The 23,153-nt window shown below is 66.4% G+C and carries 14 protein-coding genes; all 14 read right to left on the bottom strand.

Annotation, left to right across the window (positions count from 1 at the left end):
- Positions 1–77 precede the first annotated feature (77 nt).
- The 14 genes from OLX02_RS01275 to fsa all read right to left on the bottom strand — a co-directional run bounded on the left by OLX02_RS01275 (position 78) and on the right by fsa (position 23,145).
- Entirely contained in the window at positions 78–4,643 is a 4,566-nt protein-coding gene (locus OLX02_RS01275; protein ID WP_264419547.1) for an LVIVD repeat-containing protein, read from the bottom strand.
- Between the two features lie 17 nt (positions 4,644–4,660).
- Positions 4,661–6,610 (bottom strand): hypothetical protein, encoded by a 1,950-nt coding sequence (locus tag OLX02_RS01270; protein WP_264419545.1) that lies wholly within the window; start codon positions 6,608–6,610, stop codon positions 4,661–4,663.
- Positions 6,607–8,598: a heme-binding protein gene (locus OLX02_RS01265; protein WP_264419544.1), complete on the bottom strand. Its 1,992-nt coding sequence runs from the start codon at positions 8,596–8,598 to the stop codon at positions 6,607–6,609. The genes OLX02_RS01270 and OLX02_RS01265 overlap by 4 nt, the downstream gene beginning before the upstream one ends.
- Complete coding sequence (locus OLX02_RS01260) at positions 8,598–10,007, bottom strand: cytochrome c family protein (RefSeq protein ID WP_264419542.1); 1,410 nt, start codon at positions 10,005–10,007, stop codon at positions 8,598–8,600. The genes OLX02_RS01265 and OLX02_RS01260 overlap by 1 nt, the downstream gene beginning before the upstream one ends.
- 196 nt (positions 10,008–10,203) lie before the next feature.
- Positions 10,204–11,649, bottom strand: coding sequence for an aldehyde dehydrogenase family protein (locus tag OLX02_RS01255; protein WP_264419541.1), 1,446 nt, complete (start codon positions 11,647–11,649; stop codon positions 10,204–10,206).
- 80 nt (positions 11,650–11,729) lie between these two features.
- Entirely contained in the window at positions 11,730–13,394 is a 1,665-nt protein-coding gene (locus OLX02_RS01250; protein WP_264419540.1) for an acetolactate synthase large subunit, read from the bottom strand.
- A gap of 174 nt (positions 13,395–13,568) precedes the next feature.
- The gene (locus tag OLX02_RS01245) at positions 13,569–14,492 is read right to left on the bottom strand and encodes a D-2-hydroxyacid dehydrogenase (RefSeq protein WP_264420302.1); all 924 of its coding nucleotides are present in this window, start codon (positions 14,490–14,492) and stop codon (positions 13,569–13,571) included.
- Between the two features lie 95 nt (positions 14,493–14,587).
- The gene (gene cysS, locus OLX02_RS01240) at positions 14,588–16,063 is read right to left on the bottom strand and encodes a cysteine--tRNA ligase (protein WP_264419539.1); all 1,476 of its coding nucleotides are present in this window, start codon (positions 16,061–16,063) and stop codon (positions 14,588–14,590) included.
- Positions 16,064–16,112: 49 nt separating this feature from the next.
- Positions 16,113–16,889 carry a hypothetical protein gene (locus OLX02_RS01235; protein WP_264419537.1) on the bottom strand — a complete coding sequence of 259 codons (777 nt, stop codon included), beginning with the start codon at positions 16,887–16,889 and terminating at the stop codon, positions 16,113–16,115.
- Entirely contained in the window at positions 16,876–18,912 is a 2,037-nt protein-coding gene (locus OLX02_RS01230; protein WP_264419535.1) for an adenylate/guanylate cyclase domain-containing protein, read from the bottom strand. Before OLX02_RS01230 ends, OLX02_RS01235 begins: the two co-directional genes overlap by 14 nt.
- A gap of 168 nt (positions 18,913–19,080) precedes the next feature.
- Entirely contained in the window at positions 19,081–19,758 is a 678-nt protein-coding gene (locus OLX02_RS01225) for a nitroreductase (protein ID WP_319641220.1), read from the bottom strand.
- 11 nt (positions 19,759–19,769) lie between these two features.
- Complete coding sequence (locus OLX02_RS01220) at positions 19,770–20,468, bottom strand: nitroreductase (RefSeq protein WP_264419533.1); 699 nt, start codon at positions 20,466–20,468, stop codon at positions 19,770–19,772.
- 39 nt (positions 20,469–20,507) lie between these two features.
- Positions 20,508–22,325: a cobaltochelatase subunit CobT gene (gene cobT, locus OLX02_RS01215; RefSeq protein ID WP_264419531.1), complete on the bottom strand. Its 1,818-nt coding sequence runs from the start codon at positions 22,323–22,325 to the stop codon at positions 20,508–20,510.
- Positions 22,326–22,491: 166 nt separating this feature from the next.
- A complete protein-coding gene (gene fsa, locus OLX02_RS01210) occupies positions 22,492–23,145 on the bottom strand; it encodes a fructose-6-phosphate aldolase (RefSeq protein ID WP_264419530.1) in 654 nt (217 codons plus the stop codon).
- Between the last annotated feature and the right edge of the window lie 8 nt (positions 23,146–23,153).

Raw genomic sequence — 23,153 nt, 5'->3', positions numbered from 1 at the left:
GAACCAGCGGCGTGGGCGAGGACAAGAGGGCGGAGGGGCGCAAGCAGCGCGCCCTTCCGCAAACCGGCCTGCCTCGCTCAGTCCATCCGCGACTTCGCCCTGGGCGCCATAAGCTGGGGCGCCGGCCTGGCGCCGACCCACAGGTTCATGTCGACCTTGTTGGTGACGCGGAACGGCTCGCCGCGGCTGTTGAGGAACAGTTCTTCCATTTCCTTGCGGTTGAACGGACGTGAGCCGAGGCGGCCGAAGATGGCGATCTGGCCGCCCGTCTCGTCCACGCCGCGATCGCGGTCCAGCCCCTTCGACATCGCCAACGCAGGTGACGGGGTGCGTGCCCAGGCGATCAGTTCGGGCTTCGGCTCGGGCGAGAAGCCGTAGAAGTTGGGCTGACTCGCCGGCGAGGTCAGTTGCAGCACTTTCATCCCGTTCCGGCCGTCCGCCACATAGGCAAACAGCGAGGCGTTGGTGGAGCCGACGATCACGTCTTCCGCATCGTTGAGCTGCCCGTCGGCGGTGAACGCCTGCTGGATCACCGGGCGCGTGGGCGCGGTGATGTCGACGATCACCAGCCCCTGCGCCTTGGCCGCGACATAGGCATAGGTGCGGGCGACATAGACGCGGCGCGCATCGGCCAGCGGCACGGTCGCCTGCGGAACCGGTCGGGGATCGGCAAGGTTCGTCACATCCATCAGCTCAAGGCCGTTGGCGGTCGTGACCCACAGGTAGCGGAACTCCACGGCCGTCGCGCGCGGATCGCGCAGCGGCACCACCGAGGTGATGCGGGGATCAAGGCAGGTGGCCTTGCCCGTCACCTCGCACGGATGATCGGGTGACCATGCCGCCGGCAGGTGAACCGTGACCAGCGCCTTGTCGGTGACGATATAGGCATAGTCACCAGCGATTGTGATGTGCCGCGCGCCCGTCAGGACGCCGCCCGGATTGAAAGTGAGCGCGCGCGTGAAGAAGTTGTTGCGGAACTCGCCGTCGGCCAGCGTATCGACGTTCACCGCGATCAGCCCTTCGACCGCATCGGTGACGAAGGCGTAGTTGTACACCGGGCTGAACGGCTGTTCCTGGTTTGCCCCCCGCAGTTCGGGTGTGTTGCGCGTGGGCGCGATCGACTGGTTGGTCGGCAGCGCCATGCAGGTCGCGTTCTTCGTCGCCACGTGCGTGTCGTGGCCGAGCGGCGAGAACGGCGCGGTGGTGATCCGTTCGGAGAAGCCCTTGTTGGCGACAGACGCGATGTCATAGGCGCGGAAGCCGCCCTTGCCTTCGGCCACGAACATATATTCGCCGCGCATCTGGAGGCAGCGCACCGCGTCCGAGGTGCCCTTGGTGACGTTGGTGAATTCCTCGCGGCCGGTCGTCTCGCCCGAAAGCTTGCCGTCCATGATCTTGCCGCGCGTCCAGTTCTTCAGCTCGCGCCCGTTCTTCTCCACGTGCTGGCGCCAGAAGTCGGGATAGGCGTAGCGGTGGAGGTAGGAGCCGATCACCGCCTGCGGTTCCTCCCACTCGGTCACCCGCACGGCCTCGAACCCGCCGCCCAGCCCGAACCAGGCGTTCATACCCACGAAATTGACGTAGTTGGTGCCCAGCAGCAGCAACTGGGCCATGACCGCATTGTTGTCGTCATCCGCCGAAAGGTGGCAGTCGGTGCACTGCTTCGTCTCGTTCTTGCGAACGGTGTGCGGGAAGTGCGGCGCGAAGGCCTGCGACGAATAGCCGATCGCCGAGATCGGCGGCTGCTGCACGTAGATGCGCTCGCGGTTGATGTTGGTGGACGAAAGGATCAGCGCGGAGCTGGAGCGGATCGGCGCGGTGATCGCCTTGCCGGCCACGGGATTGCCCGCCGCATCGAACTGCACCGGATCGGAACCGGACGACTTGTTGCGCTGGTGCTTGCCCAGTTGGAACATGTCGTCGCGCGTCACCTGCGGATTATAGGTCGCGTAGTTGCGGGTGTAGTCTTCCTCGTAGGTGTGCGTCGTGGACTTCCAGTTCGCCTCGATCGGCAGGTGGCAGCCAGCGCACGAGGTGGTCCACGAAAGGTGGCAGGTGAAGCACGCCATGTCGTCATCGCGGTGGGCGCGGGCATCCTTCGGTACGCCCAGGCCGAAACGGTACATCCCGTCGTCCGCCGCCGATTTCGCCATCAGCTTCGCGCGCGCCGCCTTGGGATTGAACACCGGTTTGCCGTCCGGTTCGACCTGCCCGGCATATTGCGGATCGACCGATTCCTTCACCAGGCTGACGCGCCACGACAGCTTGGGATCGATGATCGAGCGCTGGATCAGCACGCGGCGGCCGTTCTCGGTGGTCCATTCGAAGCGGCGCTGGCCATCGGCGTTGCGCAGCAGGGCCAGATTGTTGCCCTTGGGCGGCGCCGCGAGGTTCGACGTCATAAGCGTGGGATAAGCATCGGGCGTGCCGTGGCAGTCCTTGCAGCCGATCTCAACCGCATTGGCGACTTCACCATAGATCAGCCCGTTACCGTGGCTGTCCTGCGCGAAGTGGCAATCGGCGCACTGCATCCCGATCTGCGCGTGGATGTCCATCATGTGGACCGCCTTGCCGGGATTGTCATAGGACGGCTCGACGAACTTGCCCTCGCCGGCCTTGCGCCACTTCTGCGGATCATCGGGCGAGACAATGTGCGCCTTGTCGGTGCCGTAGCTGGACATGTCGCCATCGTCGTCGAGCAGGTTGCCGCGCCGATCGCGCTTCAGGATCGCACGGAAGTTCCAGCCGTGGCCGTGATAGTCGGCAAACTGCGTGTCCTTGTTGCCGGCGTTGAGATCGTAGACGTTGCGCAGGAACTCGACATCGCGCCACAGCCCGTGCGCCGAGGCAGCTTCGGGATTTCGATCGAGCACTTCGCGCGCTTCGGTCATCGTCGGGTGGAACTGCTTCTTGAACGCCTTTTGCCATTCGGCATCGCTCAGCCCCGCAGGGCGAGGCGCAGTGTTCTCCGGCCCCGGCCACATCCGCGGCGCGTCGGACTCATAGTCCCACATGATGTAGCCGAGGTAGGTGTTCAGGAAGATGTTCGGCTGGTGCATGTGGCAGTTCATGCACTGCGCCGTGGGGATCGCGCGGGTGAAGGCGTGGACCAGCGGGTGGCCGCGCTCGCGGTCCTGCATCGGCACCGGGCCATCGGCATGGTGGCCCTCCGCCTTGGCGTGCCCGGAGGCATCCAGACCCGCCATGGCGTGCGCCTCGGCCCGGTCCATCCGGTGATCGTCCATCGAACCGTGCGGCGCAGTGCCCTGCGCCGGAGAGAAGGTCAGCTGCTCGGCAGAGGCGATGGCGCGGGCGCAATCACCGGCCATGTCAGCGCTTTCCTCAGGATCGGTGGCATCGCCGCCCAGATACTTGCCCTTGCCGCCCAGCACGGTGGAGCGGACCTTTTCCTCATGGTGCTGCTTCGCCGCGTCATAGCTGCCATAGGCGCCGCTGCGATGCTCCCCTTCGCGCAGGGAATTGATCGCGGGGTCGGCGGTGATCGTCTGCCCGTCTCGCCCGCACTTGCCGAACAACGAGCTGTGGCGAGGTTCACGGTCGTTGGCATAGATCACGTGGCACGATGCGCAGCCCGACGAGCGATAGTCACCCGGCTGGTCGTTGGTGCCCATCTGGAACAGGAAGGGGTCGTTCAGGCGCGTCTTGTGGATGTTCAGCACCGGGATCGCGACGCGAAGGCCCGTGCCGGCACCGCGGTTGGACTGCTTCAGGTCAGGACGGCCTGGCTCTTCCAGCTTCTGGATCGCGCCGGTGGAATTGGGCAGGCCGATTTCGGGGAACTGCGGGTTGATCGTGCGGCCGCCGTCCTCGAACACGCGGAACACGTCGCCCGGCGGAATCGTGTGCCAGCGCGGCAGCGGATAGAGCACCGGCAACGCGCCGCGCGCCTTCTCGGCCGGAGTCACCGTGCCCCACATCGGCTTGCCGTCCGGCCCAACCTCTTTCGAGGCGGACTTGAGCAGCGCCGGCTCGCCCTTGCGGGTAAAGCTCTCGCCGAACATGTAATTTTTGAACGGCACGATACCGTTGTTGTAGGCCGCCCCGCCCCACAGCATCGCGCCCGTGCTCATCAGCGAGCGTTCGGACGCCTCGATGATCGACATATGGCACGCGCCGCATGAATCGCGCGCGACGCGGTAGTCCGAGGGATTGACGAAGCGGATGAATTCCGGACTTTCCTTGGCCAGCAGGGCATAGGAGCGGCGCGGGTTGGCCGAGCTGGGCCAGTTCCACGAAACCGGGAAGCGCGGCAGGACGTGCGCATCCTTCATCGCGCCGACATAGTCCATCGAGCCGCGGTTCCACGACCGGTCGGCCACGACCTTGCTGTTGCCGCCGTGGCAATCGACGCAGGCCAGCACCACTGCCGGGCTGGCGTGCATAGTCTTGTGATCGCTCTGGGTATGGCACGAGACGCAGCCCGCGTTCTGCTTGTCCACGAACGCCCATTGCTCGTCCGCCGTCTCGCCCGGCTGGATGCGCGGGGCGGCGGGCGCGCGAATGTGGCTGACCTTCTGCGCGACCTCCTCGCCCGAGGCCCACAGCGCGGTCGGCACGAGCAGCACGGCGAATGCAGCCATCAGCCACGCGATGAAGCGGCGGGTGCGTCCGGCGGCGGTCATGGTCGCGGTGCTCCCCATCAGAACGCCAGCGTCGCGTTGGCGAGAACGGAGTAGAATTGCCGCCCGTGGTTCTTCTGGTCGAACAGGTCGCGGAAGCCCGCGCCCGCCGCCAGCATCGCGCCCGAAAGACGGAACACGAGGTTCTGCGAGGCCCTGGGCCGCCAGATCGAGGAAACCGAGAGATCCCAGCCGATATCGTTGGGAATCGAGCCTTCGTGGCGCAGGACCTGCATGATCTTTGTGTTCTGGAACCAGAGGTGGTTGGCGTTGGCCGAAACGCGGACGTGGGGCGTCAGGTCGAAATCGCCGCCCAGCCCCACCAGCACTGTGCCGGGGTTGGTGAAGTTCGACTGGCCTTCATCCTTCGACGAACGCAGCGAATTGAGCAGGCCATTGCGCCCGTTGACCGAAATCGCGCGCCCGCCGCCCGCGAAGGGAACCGACTGGCGGATCCAGTAAGACGTATCCGCGCCCGCGAACTGCGGGTTTTCCAGGATGGCGTCGAAACCGCCCTCGGTCTTGTCATAGGGATCGCTGTCGCCGCTGGCCCACAGGCCCGAGAGGCGGAAGCGCATCCAGTCGATATCGTAGCTTGCCTCGCCGGCGGCCATGAACGCCTTGATCGTGGCGGGCCGGCTGGTGAGAAAGTTGTTCCGGTCCTCGCCCAGCGCGCCATAGACCTGCCCGGTCAGGTTGATCCGGCCAATATGCCCGTCGAGCGCGTAACCGAGATAGACCACGTCATACTGACGCGGCCGCAGATCACCCAGCAGCGCGGGCCGCACGGGAAAGCCGTTCTTGTCGACCGCGATCTCGTCCTCGCGGTTCATGTTGTAAGTCACCGAGACCTGGCTGGTGAGGCCGACGACCGGGAAATCCTGCCGGTAGAGGTTGCCGGTGAATATCCAGTCGCGGCGCAGCGGCGCGGTAATGTCGTTGAGGCCGGAGTTGGTGTCCTTCTCCAGTCGCCAGAACGCCGCCAGGTTGAACTGCCAGCGGTTGTTCTCGCGGTTGCCGAACAGGCGCACGCCCAGCTGGTTGTCCTGGAACAGGAACCCCCGGAAATCCGACTGGAACGGCTGGATGCCCGCGCGCAAGCTTATGAAATCGTAGCGTTTCGTGTCGAAGCGGCCGATGTGATAATCGACGAAGGCTTCCTGCACGCCCACGAAGGCGTCGGTGCGGTGAGTGCCCTTCGACGGCTGGACATAAAGCACGCGCCGCGCGGGCACCTGCACGTAGTTGATATTGGTCGCCAGCGTCAGCCGGTATTCCACGATCGGCGGCTTGTAGGCCGTCATGCCCTTCAGCAGCGAAATGCCCGTGATGAAGGTCTGCGACAGGACAAGGCTGTTGGAGGGGCCGAACACGTCGATCTCGTTGGGATCGGACGTGGTCTGGTTGCCCACCGGGATCGGGAAGCTGCGCGGTTCGATGACCGTGTCGGACACGCCGTTCAGGATCAGGAACCAGTCGTCGCCCTTGAGGAAACCCGGTCGCTTGCCACGCGCCAGCGGACGGTCGCCTTTCAGCAGGTTGTGATGGAACGGATCGAGCTGGCCGTGGCACATAGCGGCAAGCTTGGGATAGAGCGTGAAGATCGCCCGGTCGGCCACGCCCGTCGCGGGGTCCTTCTTCGGGCAGAGCGAGGACACGATGCGCCAGCGGTCGGGCACCGCGACGTCGAGCGTGGTCGCGTCGAGCGGCCCTTCGCCGTCATACTTGTCGTAGAAGGCCTCAGGTTCAGGCGCGTTGACCGCGCCGGGATTGTCCTGTTCGACCTTGTCCGGCAGCTTCTTCTCGAAGCCCGGGCGGCGGCGGCCGTCGATCAGCGCATCGTCCGCCGTGATCGGTGCCTCCACGCCGGGTGCAGCGGCAGTGCCTTCGGGCTTGGGCGCCGGATCGGCCTGCGCCACGGGGCGGGACAGCGCCAGCGCCGGTGCGACAAGGAGCGAAGCCGCGATCACAGGCCCTCGCAGACGTTCTGTTCGGACGTATCGAGGAACGGCGCGAACGGGCAGTTGACGTAGCGCAGCCGCACCCCCTCACCCACGTTCACCACGATCGTGTCAGCACGCATATCCTTGGGCGCATTGCCGATGGATCCGACCTTCTGGCCGCCATTGTGTGCACCGAGGAACGCGATCATGTCATCCTGGTCGATGCCGTCGCCGGAAATGCCGATGGCGCCCACCAGCTGCGTGCCGCGATAGATCGGCACAGATCCGGGGAAGATCTGGATACCGTTGGCCAGCCGCTTTCGCCCGCCCGGCGCATCGGGCACGTTGGTGCACTGCTGCTTCACGTCGCGCGCATTGAGCGCACCTTCGACGAAGACCTTGTGCTGGACGATGTCGGCCTTGATGAGCGCGGCCTGAAGGCCGGTGGCGAAGGGATTGAACTGATCGATCGGTTCCGAGAACGGACCGTTGGGGCGGCCAACCTCGCCATCGGGGAAGAACGGCCGGGAAAGATTGCCGCCCGAGCGGTCGGCGAAGGCCTTGGCCCCGGTGAGCGCGGTCGGATCGCCCAGGAAGGTCCGCACCGCCTGCACGAAAGCGGGCACCCCGGCATCGAGATCGCCCTGTAGCTGGCTGGCGGCCACCTTGTTCGAGAAGAACGCGGCGGTGCGCGCCTTCTGCAGCGACACGTCCGTGCCGAACAGCGGCGCGTCCGGCCCGCGCACCACACCAAGCGCGGTGCCGTAGGTATCGACCACGGAAATGGACACTTGCGCACGGCTGTCGAGCGGACGGCGGATCTGCGCGCGGGCGCGGCTCATGACCTTGAATGCTTCTTCCAGCACCGCGCGCACTTCGGCGGCGGTCAGCGGCTGGCCCACGTCCGCGCCGTCGCCCCCGCCCTTGATCGGGTAGCGATCATTGCCCGCCCCGTCGGTCAGCACGAAAGCGTCGGGATTGGAGAACTCGGCACCGGTCGCGTAGCGGAAGCCACTCGCTTCAGTGCCATAAGGTGTGCCGGGAACGATGGCCTTGCCGTCGAAATAGCCGTTTACAGGCACCAGCGTGCCCACCACGTTCACGATCGCGGCATAGTCGCGCTTGAGCGGATGAAGCCCTTCCACCCGCGCATCGGAAAAGCGCAGCGTGGAGCCATCGACAGGAATCTTGTCCGCACGGATATCCGCCGGCGGCTCGAAGCCCTGGATGCCGGCGAGCGCGGAATATTCCTCGGGATCGCCATCGACATTGGTCACGTCGCGGTCGAAACCATAGTCCCCATCGGCCATGACCCCGATGCCGCCGACGACCACGCCGTTCTTGTAGAGCGGCAGTCCGCCCGGATCGGCGGCAAGGCCGAGCGGCGAGCGCTTCGGGCCGATAAACGCGCCCGAACCGGCATTGCCCGCCACATAGCGGGTGTTGAGGTCCGAACAGGGCAACTGGCTGAGCTGCACGCCGAACAGCGGCCCCGCTTCCAGCCCCGGCGTATTGGGCGCGGGCGGGAAATGCTCCTGCACGATCATGCTGGCGGTGCGCGTGGAGAACGCGTTGCCGCTGGACGAGAGATAGGCGGCGGTCACGGCCTTGGCGATCGCGCCCATCGACGCTTCGAGATCGACGTCCTGCAATTCGATCGGCGTGGGGTTCTTCGCGCCCGTGCCGGTCACGCTGCTGGTGATCATCCGCGTCGGCGCACCGTTCATGCGGAACACCGCGAGCACGTTGCCGACCCGGTCGACCACCGCGATCACCGCCGGATAATTGAGCGCCTGCGCCTCGCCCACGGCCTGCGCGATCACTGTCTGGACGTCCGCCGCGCTCAGGGATTCCTGCGCGACGGTGGGATAGAGCCGGCTGGCACCCGGCGTCGGCGACGGTGCCGGAGTCACCGAACCGCCCGAGGAATCGCTCCCTCCGCCACACCCCGCCAGCGAGAGCGACAGTGCCGCGACGACACCGGTGGGCGCATGGAGAAAACCGCGAAGCCCCATCAGCGCAGGCTCCGGATCGAGCGGATCGCCCCGCCCAGCGCACGGCGGAAGGCAAGCGGCTGGTAGGCGTTCGGCTCCTTCACCGCGCGATAGGCCTCGTTGATCTGCACGCGCAGACCAGAGGCGGCGCTGCCCGAAACCATCCCGCCATTGACCAGCCCGTTCAGCAGCGTGTCGATCGCCATGACCGACTGCACCGATCCTTCATAGTCGGTGAAGCGGTCGGAAATGGCCTCGCTGGCGATGGTATCCATGATCGCGAAGGTCTGCTCGCGGCCAAAGCTGGCCCCGGCCATGCGCGACGAGAGCGCGTCGGCCGTCTGGCGGAGTGCCTGCGCGGACGCGACCGTTTCGGCTCGGCTGCCCATCATCGCACGGTGGAACGCCTTGGTCCGGCCATCGAAAGTCGCGGCCAGATCGGGCGCCATGACCTTGGCCGCGGCGAACAGCATGATCATGTTCTCGTCATTGAACGGGGGCATTCCTGCTGGGATCGGCCGGCCCGGATTGGGCAGTGCGGTCACCACCGCCTCCTCGCCATCCACGATCCGGCGGTGGCAGGAATGGCAATCGTAGAAAGTGAACTCGGGGAAGATGCCTTCGTTCGCCTTGCCCGGCTGGCTGAACAGTTCGAGGCTGCGCTTCACCGCCTCGGCCTGGCCGACCGCCCACATCCGCACCGAATTGGTGCGGCCGCCCTTGCGCTGGACGTAGTCGGCGTCCTCGTCGTGGTGGGCCTGGAGCGTGGAGAACAGGTCAAGCTCGAACGAGATGCGCGGATGGCCCGCGGCCATGATGCGATGCGCGATGAACTGGCCCTTCCCGTCGCCCGACAAGTGGCAATCGAGGCAGACCCCGGCGCGCACGCGGGCATCGACCAGATCGGTCATCCCCTGCGAAACGTTGCGGCGATGGCTGGTGCCGACCGCATAGTGGGTGGAAATCCAGCTGCCCGCCGCACCGTGGCAGGCTTCGCAATCGACGCCGTCCGCCTGACGCGCGGCCCCGGGCGAGGCATGGCAACCCGCGCATTCGCGCTGCACGCCGGAAGCATCGAGCCCCATGCGGCGGATGATCGACTGGCCGCGCGCCTCGCCGATCACGCGCCAGGCGCGGCTGTGCGCACCGCTGGGCGAGGAATCTTCCTGCCAGCGCAACAGTTCGTCCTGCCGGACCGGCGTACCGCTGGCGACGCTGCGACCGTGGCAGGTCGATCCCGCGCACGAAGCTACACCCTGATGCGCGCGGAGCGAGCCGCCCGGGGCGCCGTTCTGCGCCTGCACGGGCGCGGGGGACACGGCAAAGGCGGCGGCAAAGGCGGCCCCGACCATCGCGAAACACAGGGCGAACGCGACCAGGCCGCCGCGCGGTGCGGTACGGCACGCGGTCAACAGCCGCCGCAGATTCATGGATGTGCCCTGCATTGCCCCTCATTCCGGCCGCACGCGGCTCCCCGACCGGGGCTTTGTGCCCCTCGCCGTTCCGTCACGCGGTAGATTGCAATGCGACCCCTTTTCAGCAGCCTACGCCAGCACGCCATTTCGGTTCAAGTGCGGATTTGCTTTCGTAAGGTAATGCCCGCCGAAGGTCATAGGACAGGCGCGGTCACACGCGCCGGATCACCATGTTCCTGATCTCGCTCATGTCCTCCATGGCAAAACGGATACCTTCGCGGCCGAGACCCGAATCCTTCACCCCGCCATAAGGCATGTTGTCCACCCGGTAGGACGAGACATCGTTCACCACGATCCCGCCCACGTCGAGATCGTCCCACGCCTCCAGCACCTTGTGCAGATCGCGCGTGAACAGCCCTGCCTGAAGCCCGAACTTGGAATCGTTCACTTCGGCCAGCGCCTGCTTCCAGTCCGAGAACTTCGACAGGATCACCACCGGGCCGAAAGCTTCCTCGGTATAGACATCGGTGCCGCGCCCCGCGCCTTCGAGCAGCGTCGCCTCCAGCATGTTGCCCTCGCACCCGCCGCCGGCAAGCAGCGTGGCGCCTCCGGCCACCGCCGCGTCGATCCAACCCTTGAGCCGCGCGGCTTCCTTTGCCGAGATCATCGGGCCGATGAACGTGTCGCGGTCCTTGGGATCGCCCGAGACCAGGGTCCGCACCTTGGCCGCGAGCCGGTCGCGGAAGGTTTCGTAGATGTCCTCATGGATGATCACGCGCTGCACATGGATGCAGCTCTGGCCGGACTGGTAATATCCGCCGAACACGATGCGGGCGAGCGCGTGATCGAGATCGGCGTCCTTGTCGACCACCACCGCCGCGTTGCCGCCCAGTTCGAGCACGACCTTCTTCTTGCCCGCGCGCGACTTCAGGTCCCAGCCCACGCCCGGCGATCCGGTGAAGGACAACAGCTTCAGCCGCTCGTCGGTGGTGAACAGGTCCGCGCCGTCGCGGCTGGCGGGCAGGATCGAGAACGCGCCTTCGGGCAGCACGTCGCACTCGGCCAGCACTTCGCCCATGATGATCGCCCCCAGCGGGGTGAGGCTGGCCGGCTTCATCACGAAGGGGCAGCCCACCGCGATGGCGGGCGCGATCTTGTGCGCGGCCAGATTCAGCGGGAAGTTGAACGGCGAGATGAAGCTGCACGGCCCGATCGGCACGCGTTTCCACATTCCCATGTAGCCCTTGGCGCGCGGACTGATGTCGAGCGGCTGGATCTCGCCATAATTGCGCGTCGCTTCCTCCGCGCCGATTCGGAACGTGTCGATCAGGCGGCCCACCTCGCCTTCGGAATCCGCGATCGGCTTGCCCGCCTCGACGCACAGGGCATAGGCCAGTTCGTCCTTGCGCTCGGTGAAGCGGCGCACGCAATGCTCCAGCACGTCGCGCTTCTCGTAGCTCGCCAGCTTCGCCATCGGCTCGGCCGCGCGGACCGCGCCGGCTATGGCCTCGTCGATCACGTCGGGCGTCGCCAGCGCGGTGCGAAACGCGATCTCCCCGGTGAACTTGTCGGTCACCGCCAGGTCGGCGTTGGGCTGCACCGCCTTGTTGTTGAGATAGAGCGGGTAGACGTCTTTGAGCTGGACCACGGCAAACATTCTCCACGTCATCCCGGACCGGAACCGGGATGTTACCCCGGCACACGGCCGGGGCAACGACAATCCTAAAGCGCCTTCGCCTAAAGCGCCTTGGACAGTTCCTTGATGTCCTTGTTCAGGATCTGGTCGTTCTCGGAATAATCTACCGGGCAATCGATCAGATGCACGCCCGGCGTATCGCGGCAGTGCGCGATCAGTTGCTTCAGGTGCGCGGCGCTCTGCACGCGATGGCCGTGCGCGCCATAGCTTTCGGCATATTTCACGAAGTCCGGGTTGCCATAGGTCAGCCCGAAATCGGCAAAGCCCATGTTCGCCTGCTTCCAGCGGATCATGCCATAGCTGTTGTCGTTGAGGATCAGCACCGTGAGGTTGAGACCCAGCCGCACGGCGGTTTCCATCTCCTGGCTGTTCATCATGAAGCCGCCATCGCCGCACACCGCCATGACCTTGCGATCAGGGTAGAGCATCGCGCTCATCATCGCGGACGGCAGCCCCGCGCCCATCGTCGCCAGCGCGTTGTCGAGCAGGACGGTGTTGGGATGATAGGCGGTATAGCCGCGCGCGAACCAGATCTTGTAGACCCCGTTGTCGAGACAGATGATCCCGTCATCGGGCATCGCGTCGCGGATCTGCTGGACAAGGTGCGGCGGAAAGATCGGGAAGCGCGCATCGGCGGCGAGCGGCGCGGTGTGCGCCACCTCGGCCTTGCGATAGGCCAGCATGTGATCGAACGACCAGTCCGGATTGGGCGTGATCGCTTCCTTCATCTGCCAGATGGCATTGGCGATATCGCCGATCACCTCGATGCTGGGGAAATAGACCGGGTCGACCTCGGCCGTCTTGGTCGAAACGTGGATCACCGGCGTGCCGCCCTCGCGCATGAAGAACGGCGGCTTCTCGATCACGTCATGGCCGATGTTGACGATCAGGTCCGCGTCCTCGACCGCGCGGTGGACGAAATCGCCCGCCGACAGCGCGGCGCAGCCCAGGAACCGGGGGTGGCGTTCGTCGATCACGCCCTTGCCCAGCTGCGTGGTCAGGAACGGGATGCCGGTCGCCTCGACGAATTCGCGCAGCATCTTGCCGGTCATCTTGCGGTTGGCGCCCGCCCCGATCACCAGCACCGGCGACTTGGCATTCTCCAGCGCATGAACCGCCTGGTGGATCGACTTCGCATCGGCGGTCGGCCGGCGCACGAGGCTGCGCTTGAGCGGGTGCGACTCGGTGCGTTCGTCTGCGATATCCTCAGGCAGCTCGATATGCGTCGCGCCGGGCTTTTCCTCTTCGGCCAGGCGATAGGCTTCGCGCACGCGGCTGGGGATGTTGTCCGAGGACTGCATCTGGTGCGTGAACTTGGTGATCGGCTGCATCATCGACACCACGTCCAGGATCTGGAACCGGCCCTGCTTCGATTTCTTGATCGGCTTCTGGCCGGTGATCATCAGGATCGGCATTCCGCCGAGCGTGGCATAGGCGGCGGCAGTGACGAAGTTGGTCGCCCCCGGCCCCAGCGTGGCGATGCAAACGCCGGTCTTGCCGGTGTGCCGGCCATAAGTGGCCGCCATGAAGCCGGCGCCCTGCTCGTGCCGCGTCAGGATCAGCTTGATCTTCGTGGAGCGCGACAGCGAATCGAGGAAATCGAGGTTCTCCTCGCCCGGCACGCCGAAGATGTATTCGCAGCCCTCTTCCTCAAGGCACGCGACGAAAAGATCGGACGCCTTGGTCCCCGCACCGCTTTCAGCCATCATGATCGCTCCAATGCGGGAGCGCGCGAACCCACGCCGCTCTCCCCTCCCCAATACGGTCGCGACCATCCGGCGGCTGCGGTCGTTGCTGGGCTCTGCCGCGCCTGCCGTTGACACAGGCGTATCAAAGCCCCGCATCCGAGTCACCCCATCGGTTTCAGCAGTCGCGAAAGCTCAATAGCCGAGCGCCAGGTCCACCTGCGGCGCAACCGGTTCGCCACGCGCGTAACGCTCCAGGTTTTCAAGGAAACGCTCGGCCGAGCGCTGGAACATGCGGCTCTGCGAGCGGCCGGAAAGGTGCATCGTCACGTGCGCGTTCGGCAGCGACCACAGCGGATGATCGGCCGGCAGCGGTTCGGGCGTCGTCACGTCAAGGAAAGCGCCGCCGATCCGCTGCGCCGTCAGCGCCGCCACCAGCGCATCCTGATCCACCACGCTGCCCCGCGCGACGTTGACCAGCACCGCACCCGGCTTCATCGCGCCGATCTCTGCCGCGCCGATCATGCCATCGGTTTCGCGCGTGGCCGGCACGGCCAGGATCACCCAGTCGAACTCGCCCAGCCGGGCGCGCCATGCGTCAGGGCCAAGCACGCCCTCCCCGCCCGAGCGGCGCACCTTTACCACGTCGACGTCCATCGCCGACAGGATGCGGTCCACCCGCTGCCCGATCGCGCCATAGCCGAGCAGCAGCGCGCGGCTTCCGGCCAGTTCCACCTTGCCCGGCGCGTCGGTCAGCCACTCGTGCCGGTCCTGTGCGCGCACCACGTCGCGGTAGTCCTTGGCAACGGAAAGCATTCCCATCACAACGTATTCCGCGATGGTCACCGCGTTGATGCCGACGCCGTTGGTGAAGGTCACGCCGCGTTCGGCCATCAGCGCGAGCGGCATCCCGTCCACCCCGGCATAGATCGAGTTGAGCCATTTGAGCTTGCCCGCACGCGACACCGCCTCGACCATCGCGGCCTTCTTGTTCAGGTCGAACCAGCCGATCTCCGCCTCGGGCGCCAGATCCATCAGTTCCTGCGTATGACGAAAGAAGCGCGGTTCGGCCCAGTCCGGCAGGCGCCCTTCCAGCAAGGGCGCGATCATTGCGTTCATGACGAGCACGGTCTTGGGCGCAGCGATCACGGCTCAATCCTCTCCGACTTGATTTTGCCGGAGAATGGCGGCTCGCGCGCCGCCCCGCAAGCGCCTCAACCCAGCTTCCACTCCCAGCCGAGCGGATCGCCGTCCATCGCCTCCACGCCGTGCGCGGCCAACTGCTCGCGCAGCGTGTCGGACATGGCGAAGTCCTTGGCGGCGCGCGCTTCCCGCCGCTGCTCCAGCACGGACTCGATCTCATCCACGGCAATGTCCGCGTTCTTGGGCCGCAGCCTCAGCGCGCGGCGTTCGAGCGCCAGCAGGTCCAGCCCCAGCACCGCATCGACCACCGCGATCGCGGACAGCTTTTCCGCCGGATCGACCTTCTTCAGTGCTACGATCTCGTCCAGCACGGTCAGCGCGACCGGGGTGTTGAGATCGTCCGAAATCGCCGCGTCGAACCGTTCGAGCAGAGGAGCGAACTTCGGCCCCGGCACCGCCCCGGCGCTCTCTCCGGCGCGCTCCTTCAACTGCGCCACCGCGAGCACCAGCCGCTTGAGCCGGGTCAGCGCCGCTGCCAGCCCGTCCCACGAAAATTCCAGTTCCGAGCGGTAGTGCGCCTGGAGACACATCATGCGGTAGGCGAGCGGGTGGAAGCCCTTGTCGATCAGCAGTTGCAGCCGCAGGAACTCGCCAGACGACTTGCTCATCTTGCCGCTGCGCTCGACGAGGAAGTTGTTGTGCATCCACATCCGCGCGCCGCTGTTGGCCGGCACGTCGAGGCCGCAGGGTTCATCGACCTTGCAGCAGAAGGCCTGGTTCTGCGCGATCTCGTTGGGATGGTGGATCTCGCGGTGGTCGATGCCCCCGGTGTGAATGTCGAAGGGGAAGCCCAGCACTTCGCCCGACATCACCGAGCATTCCAGATGCCATCCCGGTGCGCCGCGCCCCCACGGCGAATCCCATTCCATCTGCCGTTTTTCGCCGGCCGGGGTCTTGCGCCAGATGGCGAAGTCGGCGGCGTTGCGCTTGCCTTCCACCGCCTCGATCCGGCCTTCGCCCTCGTCAGTCTGCGCGCGCGCCAGCCGGCCATAGTCGGCCACGCTGGCCACGTCGAAATACAGCCCGCTTTCCAGTTCGTAGCAGTGCGCGGGCGCAATCTTCTGGGCGAACTCGATCATCTGCGAGACGTAGTCGGTGGCCACCGTCCACTTCGCCGGCTGGCGGATGTTGAGCGCGCGCACGTCCATCCAGTACGCCTGCTTGTAGTGCTCTGCGATGTCCCAGATGGACTGCTTCTGCGCAGCCGCCATCCGCTCCATCTTGTCCTCGCCCGCATCCGCGTCGTCGGTCAGGTGGCCCACATCGGTGATGTTGATGACGTGGGTGAGCTTGTAGCCCTTGTGGCTCAGCGTGCGCCCCAGAATGTCGGCGAAGACGTAGGCGCGCATATTGCCGATATGCGGGTAGTTGTAGACCGTCGGCCCGCACGAATAGACCCGCGCTTCCCCTTCATGCACCGGCACGAAGGGTTCGAGAGCGCGAGTCAGGCTGTTGAACAGCACGAGCGGAGCGGCGGTCTTGTCCATGAGGCGGGCCTTGCCCTGTGCCGCCCGCCCCGGTCAAGTCGTGCGCCGCTTATCCGCCGTTCGCCCCATCGGCATTGGCCGCATTGGCGAAGACATCAAGCTGGGCAGTGCAGCCCTGCTCGGCCAGCAGGCCGGCCACCGCCACGGCGTCCTCGGGCACGGCCGGCAGGACCTTGAGCTTGATCGTCAGGGTGCGGCCGACCGGATTGCGGAAGCTGTAGCTCTGCCCATCGACGATCGGCAGCGCCTCGGCCGGCCACAGCTTGAGCGCATTGCCCGCGTTCCACGTCACGTCCGCGCTGGCGCCATCGGGACCGATCAGCTTGCCCATGCCCGTCTCGGTGCGGTCCGGTCGCCACAGCACGATCTGCGCCGGGTCGGCCGCGCAGAAGGTGCCGCCCTTGGTCACGTCGAGATACCACACGCTGTCCGGCCCGGCCGGCGTGGCGACGGGGCTGGTCGCACCGCGCACCGCTCCGGTGCGCACGCGCGCGCCGCCGGTGCGGGCGACAAGCCCGGCCAATGCCATCGTGCCCGCCTGATCGCGGTTGACCGCGCCCGTCACCGCAAACGTGCCGGGGCCGTTCAGCACGCGGGTGCCGGCCTTGTCGATCACAGTCACGTGGTCCCCCGCCTTCAGCGAGACACTGGCCGTTGCCGGCAGCTTGCGGCCCATCGGATACTGCGCGGCCGACGGCCCGGTGGACCGGACCACCACCGCCTGCGCGGCAGCGATACCGCCCCAGGCCAGCGCCAGGGCCGCGGCGGCGCAGGCCGCCATGCGGGCCGCCTTGCCATGGACCTTCGCGTTCTCAACCGAGGACATAGCTCTCTCCTTCATGCGTGTTCTGCAATCTCTGGACCAGGTTCGCCAGCGCGGGATCATCGATACCAGACACAGCGATTCGTTCTGTGACGGCGCGCACCCGGGCCGCGTCGGCCGAATTATGCGCTTCAATCAGGTCTGCCGCCAGCGTGCGTGAACGCGGATCGCTCTCGGGCACCGGCTCGAACACCGCCACCGGCGTCGCGCGGCCGCGCAGCGTGACAGTGCCCATCGGCCGGAACCAATCCAGCCCGGAACGCTCCATCGCCTCGCGGCTGACCAGCACCGTTGTGTCCAGCGGCTTGTTCGCGCCTTCCAGCCGCGCGGCGGTGTTCATCGCATCGCCCAGCGCGGTATACTGGATGCGCCCTTCGCCGCCGAAATTGCCCACGATCGCATCGCCATAGTGCAGCCCCACGCGGGTGCGGCCGATCGGCGGCACGCCTTCGGGCACGTTGCGGCGGAAATCCTCGCCCGCCTCGTACATCGCCACCGCCGCGCGCACCGCGCGCTCGCCGTCGTCGGGCTTGGCGATCGGCGCGCCCCAGAACGCCACCACCGCGTCACCCACGAACTTGTCCAGCGTGCCGCCATATTGCAGCACCACCCCCGAAAGCCGGTCGAGGTAGTCATTGAGCAGGCGCGCGATCATTTCCGGCTCGACCGCGTGGGTCAGCTTGGTAAAGCCCTCCAGGTCGCTGAACAGGCAGAAGATCTCGCGCTTCTCTCCGTGCAGGGAAAGCCGCTCGGGATTGCGCATGATCTCGTTGGCGACCGAGCGCGGCAGGTATTTGCCCAGCGCGCCTTGCGCGAACTCGCGCTGCGCGGCGTTCAGCGCACGCAGTGCCGAACTGACCGCGAGATAACCCAGCAGCCAGCCGACCATCCAGCCGAGCGCCGGCACGTCGAGTGTGTCGAACCCTGTTTTCTGCAAGAGGAACGGAAAGGCGAACAGCGCGGCGATCTGCACCAATACGCCCAGTGCCAGCACCCACGTGCGGAACCCCGCCAGCGCGGTCAGCGCGCCCAGCCCCACCGCCACCAGCGCCGCCGCGATCTTGCCCCACAGCGGCACCTTGGCGGGCAACGCATGGTCGAGCAGCTGCGCCAGCATCGCCGCGTGGATCGCCACGCCGATGGTCTGCGTCTCGCCCATGATCCGGGTGTTGGTGCGCGTGAACGGCGTGTCGAACTTGTCGAAGTCCGAAAAGTGCGCGCCGATCAGCACATAGCGGCCGCGGATCTGCGCTTCGGCAAAAGCGGCGGTTTCGGGATCGGCAAGGAAATCGATCGGCAGCTCGTCGAACACCGGACGGTCGCTCGCGGCCGGGCGCCGGAAGCGGATCGGCCCGGTATAGTGCGCGAAGGCAGGTGCCGCATCGGGCGTCCCCTGCGTCATCGCCAGCGCCAGCAGCGGGGGCATCCCCGGCTTTCGCGCAGGCCAGCGCCGCGCCACGTTGTCACCATCGTTGTCGAGCAGGATGCTCGCCGGCTGCACCGTCGGCCCGCGCACCGCCGCAATGGTCTGGCGCAGGTCCTGCTCCTGCTCCCAGGTAATGTTCTCGGGGCTGGCCTTGTTGGTGGTGAACGCCAGGAACACGGGAATCCGCATCCCCTTGAGCACGGCGTGCAGCACCGGATCGTCGGGCTGCGGGCTGTCCATCAGCACGTCGATGCCCACCGCCTTCGCGCCCATGCGATCGATCTGCGCCAGCGCCTGCGCCATGATCGTGCGATCGACCGGGGAAATCTGCCCGGTCTTGCGGTTGGTATCGGGAGTGTAGACCACCAGCGTCACGCGGCTGTCGGGGTCTGCCGTGGGCGAAAGCGTCGCCGCGCGCAGATCGTAGAGCGCCGCTTCGGCATCGCGCAGCAGCGGCACGCGCCAGCTTCCCGCCGCCACCACAGCCGCCACGATCAGCAGCAGCACCATGATCGCCACGCGTTGCGGCCCGAGCTGCGTCAGTCCGCTTTTCAGCCGCTGGCCCAGTTCCGCGCGCGTCTGCTCACCCGTATCCGGCATGACCCCATTTCCCCCTGCCGGGCGCCACGCACCCGTGCCGCTTCTGCCCCGCGGTCCCGCCGCCGGTTATGCGCTGCGTCACTACCGCGAGGCAAGCCAAGACAAATTGGCTCCGCCAAACGCCGCAGGAACAAGGAAAATCTGGAGATCAGGCGTTGACGACGGGTTTCAGAACCCTGCGAAACGCACCGCTTCGGAAAGAGGCGCGCGCGCGACGGGAAAGCCGTTGATCGGCGCATCCGGATCGCGCTTGCCGATCGACAGGCCGCAGAAGAACACGTGGTCCTCCGGAATGTCGACGCAGGCGCGGATCTGCTTCTGGTAGATCGCCCAGGCCTCCTGCGCGCAGGAATCCAGGCCCTCCTCGCGCAGCAGAAGCATCACCGTCTGGAGCCACATCCCGATGTCGGCCCACTGCGGCGGTCCCATGTAGCGCGGCGTGTGCACCAGCATCAGCACCGGCGCGTCGAAGCAGCGGAAGTTGGCCATGAACTGCGTCAACCGGCCACGCTTGTCCTCGCGCGGGATTTGCAGGGCGGCATACATCGCCTCGCCCACGCCAAAGCGGCGCTCGGCATAGGCGCCGTCCAGCTCGGGCGGATAGATCTGGTATTCGGGCGCGTGCGCGGCCGAACCTTCGGGGATGACCTTGGCCGTTTCCGCCAGGATGCGCGCCAGCGGTTCGCCGGTCACGACCAGCGCGTTCCACGGCTGGGTATTGCCGCCCGATGGCGCACGCTGCGCCTTCTCCAGCACGCGCGCCAGCACCGCCTGGTCCACCGCATCGGGCAGGAACTTGCGGATCGAACGGCGGCTGGCAACCGCTTCGGAAACGTCCATCGTCATCGCCGCTTCCCTCAGAAACCCATGAAGCGAACGTTGCCGTCCAGTGGCTCGCGCTCGCGCTCGAAGCCGTTCACCGCCGCGTCGTCCTGGCGATAACCGATGGCGATGCCGCAGAAGAAGATGTGCGTTTCATCGGACACGCCGATGAACTCCTTGATGAGCCGGGCATAGAGCGACATGAATTCCTGCGGGCAGCTGTCGAGCCCTTCCTCGCGCAGCAGCAGCATGATCGTCTGGAGCCACATCCCCACGTCCGACCACTGGGGCGGGCCGTTGCGGCGGTCGAAATAGCACATCAGCACCGCCGGCGCGCCGAACGAGGTCGCGTTCTGGCGCATGAACTCCATGCGCGCGTCCTTGTCGCCCCGGCCGATTTCCATCGCGGTATACATCGCGGCGCCCACCTGCTGCAGGCGCGCCTTGCACTCGGGGATCACTTCGGGATCGCTGAAGCTGTATTCGATCGGGTCCTGCGGCGGGCTGGAAAGAATCTTCTGCTGAAGTTCGGCCAGCGGCGCACCGCTGATGACGGTCGCTTCCCACGGCTGGAAGTTGCAGCCCGACGGGGCCCAGCGCGCCTTGTCGAGCACGCGGCGCAGCACCTCCAGCGGAACGGGCTGGTCCTTGAACGCGCGAATCGAACGGCGCGACAGGACGGCTTCGGAAACGCTTGAAGAAGCGGCGACGGTGGGTTCGGCGAGCATGGTCATGGCGCAGTTAATTGGTCGGTTAAAAACGCCGGGTCAAGCCTATTCGTCCTCGAACAGGCCCGCCAGCTGCTCCACCATGGTTCCGCCCAGTTGCTCCACGTCCATGATCGTCACCGCGCGGCGGTAATAGCGCGTTACGTCGTGCCCGATGCCGATGGCCACCAGCTGTACCGGAGATTGCTTCTCGATCCAGTCGATCACCTTGCGCAGGTGCTGTTCCAGGTAGCCCGCGCTGTTCACGCTGAGCGTCGAATCGTCCACCGGCGCGCCGTCGGAAATGACCATCAGGATGCGGCGATCCTCGGCCCGCGCCAGCAGGCGCGCGTGCGCCCACAGCAGCGCCTCGCCGTCGATGTTTTCCTTGAGCAGCCCCTCGCGCATCATCAGGCCGAGGTTCTTGCGCGCCCGGCGCCAAGGCTCGTCCGCCTTCTTGTAGACGATGTGGCGCAGGTCGTTGAGACGGCCGGGCTGCGCGGGCTTGCCGCTGGCCAGCCACTGCTCGCGGCTCTGCCCGCCCTTCCACGCGCGGGTGGTGAAGCCCAGGATCTCGGTCTTGACCCCGCAGCGCTCCAGCGTGCGCGCCATGATGTCGGCGCTGATCGCGGCGATCGAAATCGGCCGCCCGCGCATGGAACCCGAATTGTCGATCAGCAGGGTAACGACGGTGTCCTTGAACTCCACATCGCGCTCGATCTTGTAGGAGAGCGACTGCCCCGGCGAGATCACCACGCGCGCCAGCCGCGCGGCATCGAGCAGGCCCTCGTCCTGGTCGAAGTCCCACGAACGGTTCTGCTGCGCCATCAGCCGCCGCTGCAAACGATTCGCCAGCTTGGTGACGATGCCCTGCAAGCCCTTGAGCTGCGTGTCGAGATAGGCGCGAAGCCGGGTCAGCTCCTCCTCGTCGCACAGGTCGGTGGCCGCGATGATCTCGTCGAACTGCTCGGTGTAAGCCTTGTAGTCGAAGCTGTCGGGGATGTCGGTCCACGCCCGGTTGGGCCGGGTCGGCAGCATTCCTTCCTCGCCGTCGTCGGCCATGTCGGCGTCGTCGGCATCGTCAGCGTTGTCGATCTCCTGATCGGTCTCGCTGTCCTCGTCGCCTTCGGAGGGCTCGCCCGCGGCCTCGCTCGGCTGCTGCTCGGCGCTGTCCTCGCTGGCGTCCGGCTCGTCCTCGCCCTCTTCTTCCTGGTCCTCGCCTTCGTCCTCGTCGGTCTCGGGCTGGTCGTTCTCGTTCACCTGCGTGAGTTCGAGATGACCAAGCATGTCGAGCGCCAGCTTCTGGAACGCCTTCTGGTCCTCCAGCGAATGGGCCAGCGCGTCGAAGTCTTCGCCCGCGCGGTCCTCGATCCAGCCGCGCACCATCGCGGTGCCAAGCCGCGCCGCCTCGGGCACCGGCTGGCCGGTCAGCTTCTCGCGCAGGAGCAGTGCCAGCGCGGTGGGAAGCGGAACGTCTTCGGGCCTGCTCGCGCGCACGATCGGGTCCGATGCCACGCGCTGCTCGGTCGCGGCATCCAGGTTGCCGCGAATCCCCGCGTAATCTTCCGACCCGAGCGCTTCGTAGCGCACCTGCTCGACCGCGTCGTAGACCGCGCGGGCCATCGCCTCGGCCGGAGCGCCGGCACGATGAACCGCCTCGTTATGCAGCCGCAGCCGCAGCGCCATCGAATCGGCAAAGCCGCGCGCCTCGGCCACCTGGGCCGCCGGCAGCGTCCGCCCCGGCATCGGCACGCGCATATTGCCGCCCGACTGGCTCGCCGCGTCGGCGGTCCACGCCACCTCGATTTCCGGCTCGTCGGCAAGGGCACGCGCCGTCCCTGCAAGAACGGCCCGGAACTGGTCGAGAGGAGATTCGTCGCGCATTCAAAAAGCCGTTCGCGTGGCGGCCCTGAGTGGGTCGCAGTTTCTTTCAGGTGGAGCCGAAAAGCGTGATTTCCGAGGTCCGGAGTGCAGCGTACTCAAAGTACGTGAGCACCGGAACGCAAAAAATCACGCCTTGCAGGCCCGCCTGGGCGGAAATGCGGCCCGCTCAGCCGATGGATTGGCCGGTCTTGGCCCAGTCGGCAAGGAAACCTTCGATGCCCTTGTCGGTCAGCACGTGCTTGAACAGGCCCTTGATCACCGCCGGCGGGGCCGTGATCACGTCGGCGCCGATCTTGGCGCTTTCCAGGATGTGCACGCCGTGGCGGATCGAGGCGACGAGGATTTCCGTGCCGAAGGCATAGTTGTCATAGATCAGGCGGATGTCGCGGATCAGGTCCATGCCGTCGAAGCCGTTGTCGTCATGACGGCCCACGAAGGGCGAAACGAACGTCGCGCCGGCCTTGGCCGCGAGCAGCGCCTGGTTGGCCGAGAAGCACAGCGTGACGTTGACCATCGAACCGTCGCCGGTCAGCGCCTTGCAGGTCTTCAGGCCGTCGATCGTCAGCGGCACCTTGATGCACACGTTGTCGGCGATCTTGCGCAGGATTTCGGCCTCGCGCATCATGCCTTCGTGGTCGAGCGCGACGACTTCGGCCGAAACCGGGCCATCGGTCAGGCCGCAGATTTCCTTGGTCACCTCGATGAAATCACGACCCGACTTGGCGATCAGCGAGGGATTGGTGGTCACCCCGTCGAGCAGGCCGGTGGCGGCGAGGTCGGCGATTTCGGCGATTTCGGCGGTGTCGACGAAGAACTTCATAGGAGCGC

Source organism: Novosphingobium sp. KCTC 2891 (genome assembly GCF_025938155.1).
GTDB lineage: Bacteria > Pseudomonadota > Alphaproteobacteria > Sphingomonadales > Sphingomonadaceae > Novosphingobium.
This window is presented reverse-complemented; position numbering and strand designations above follow the sequence as displayed.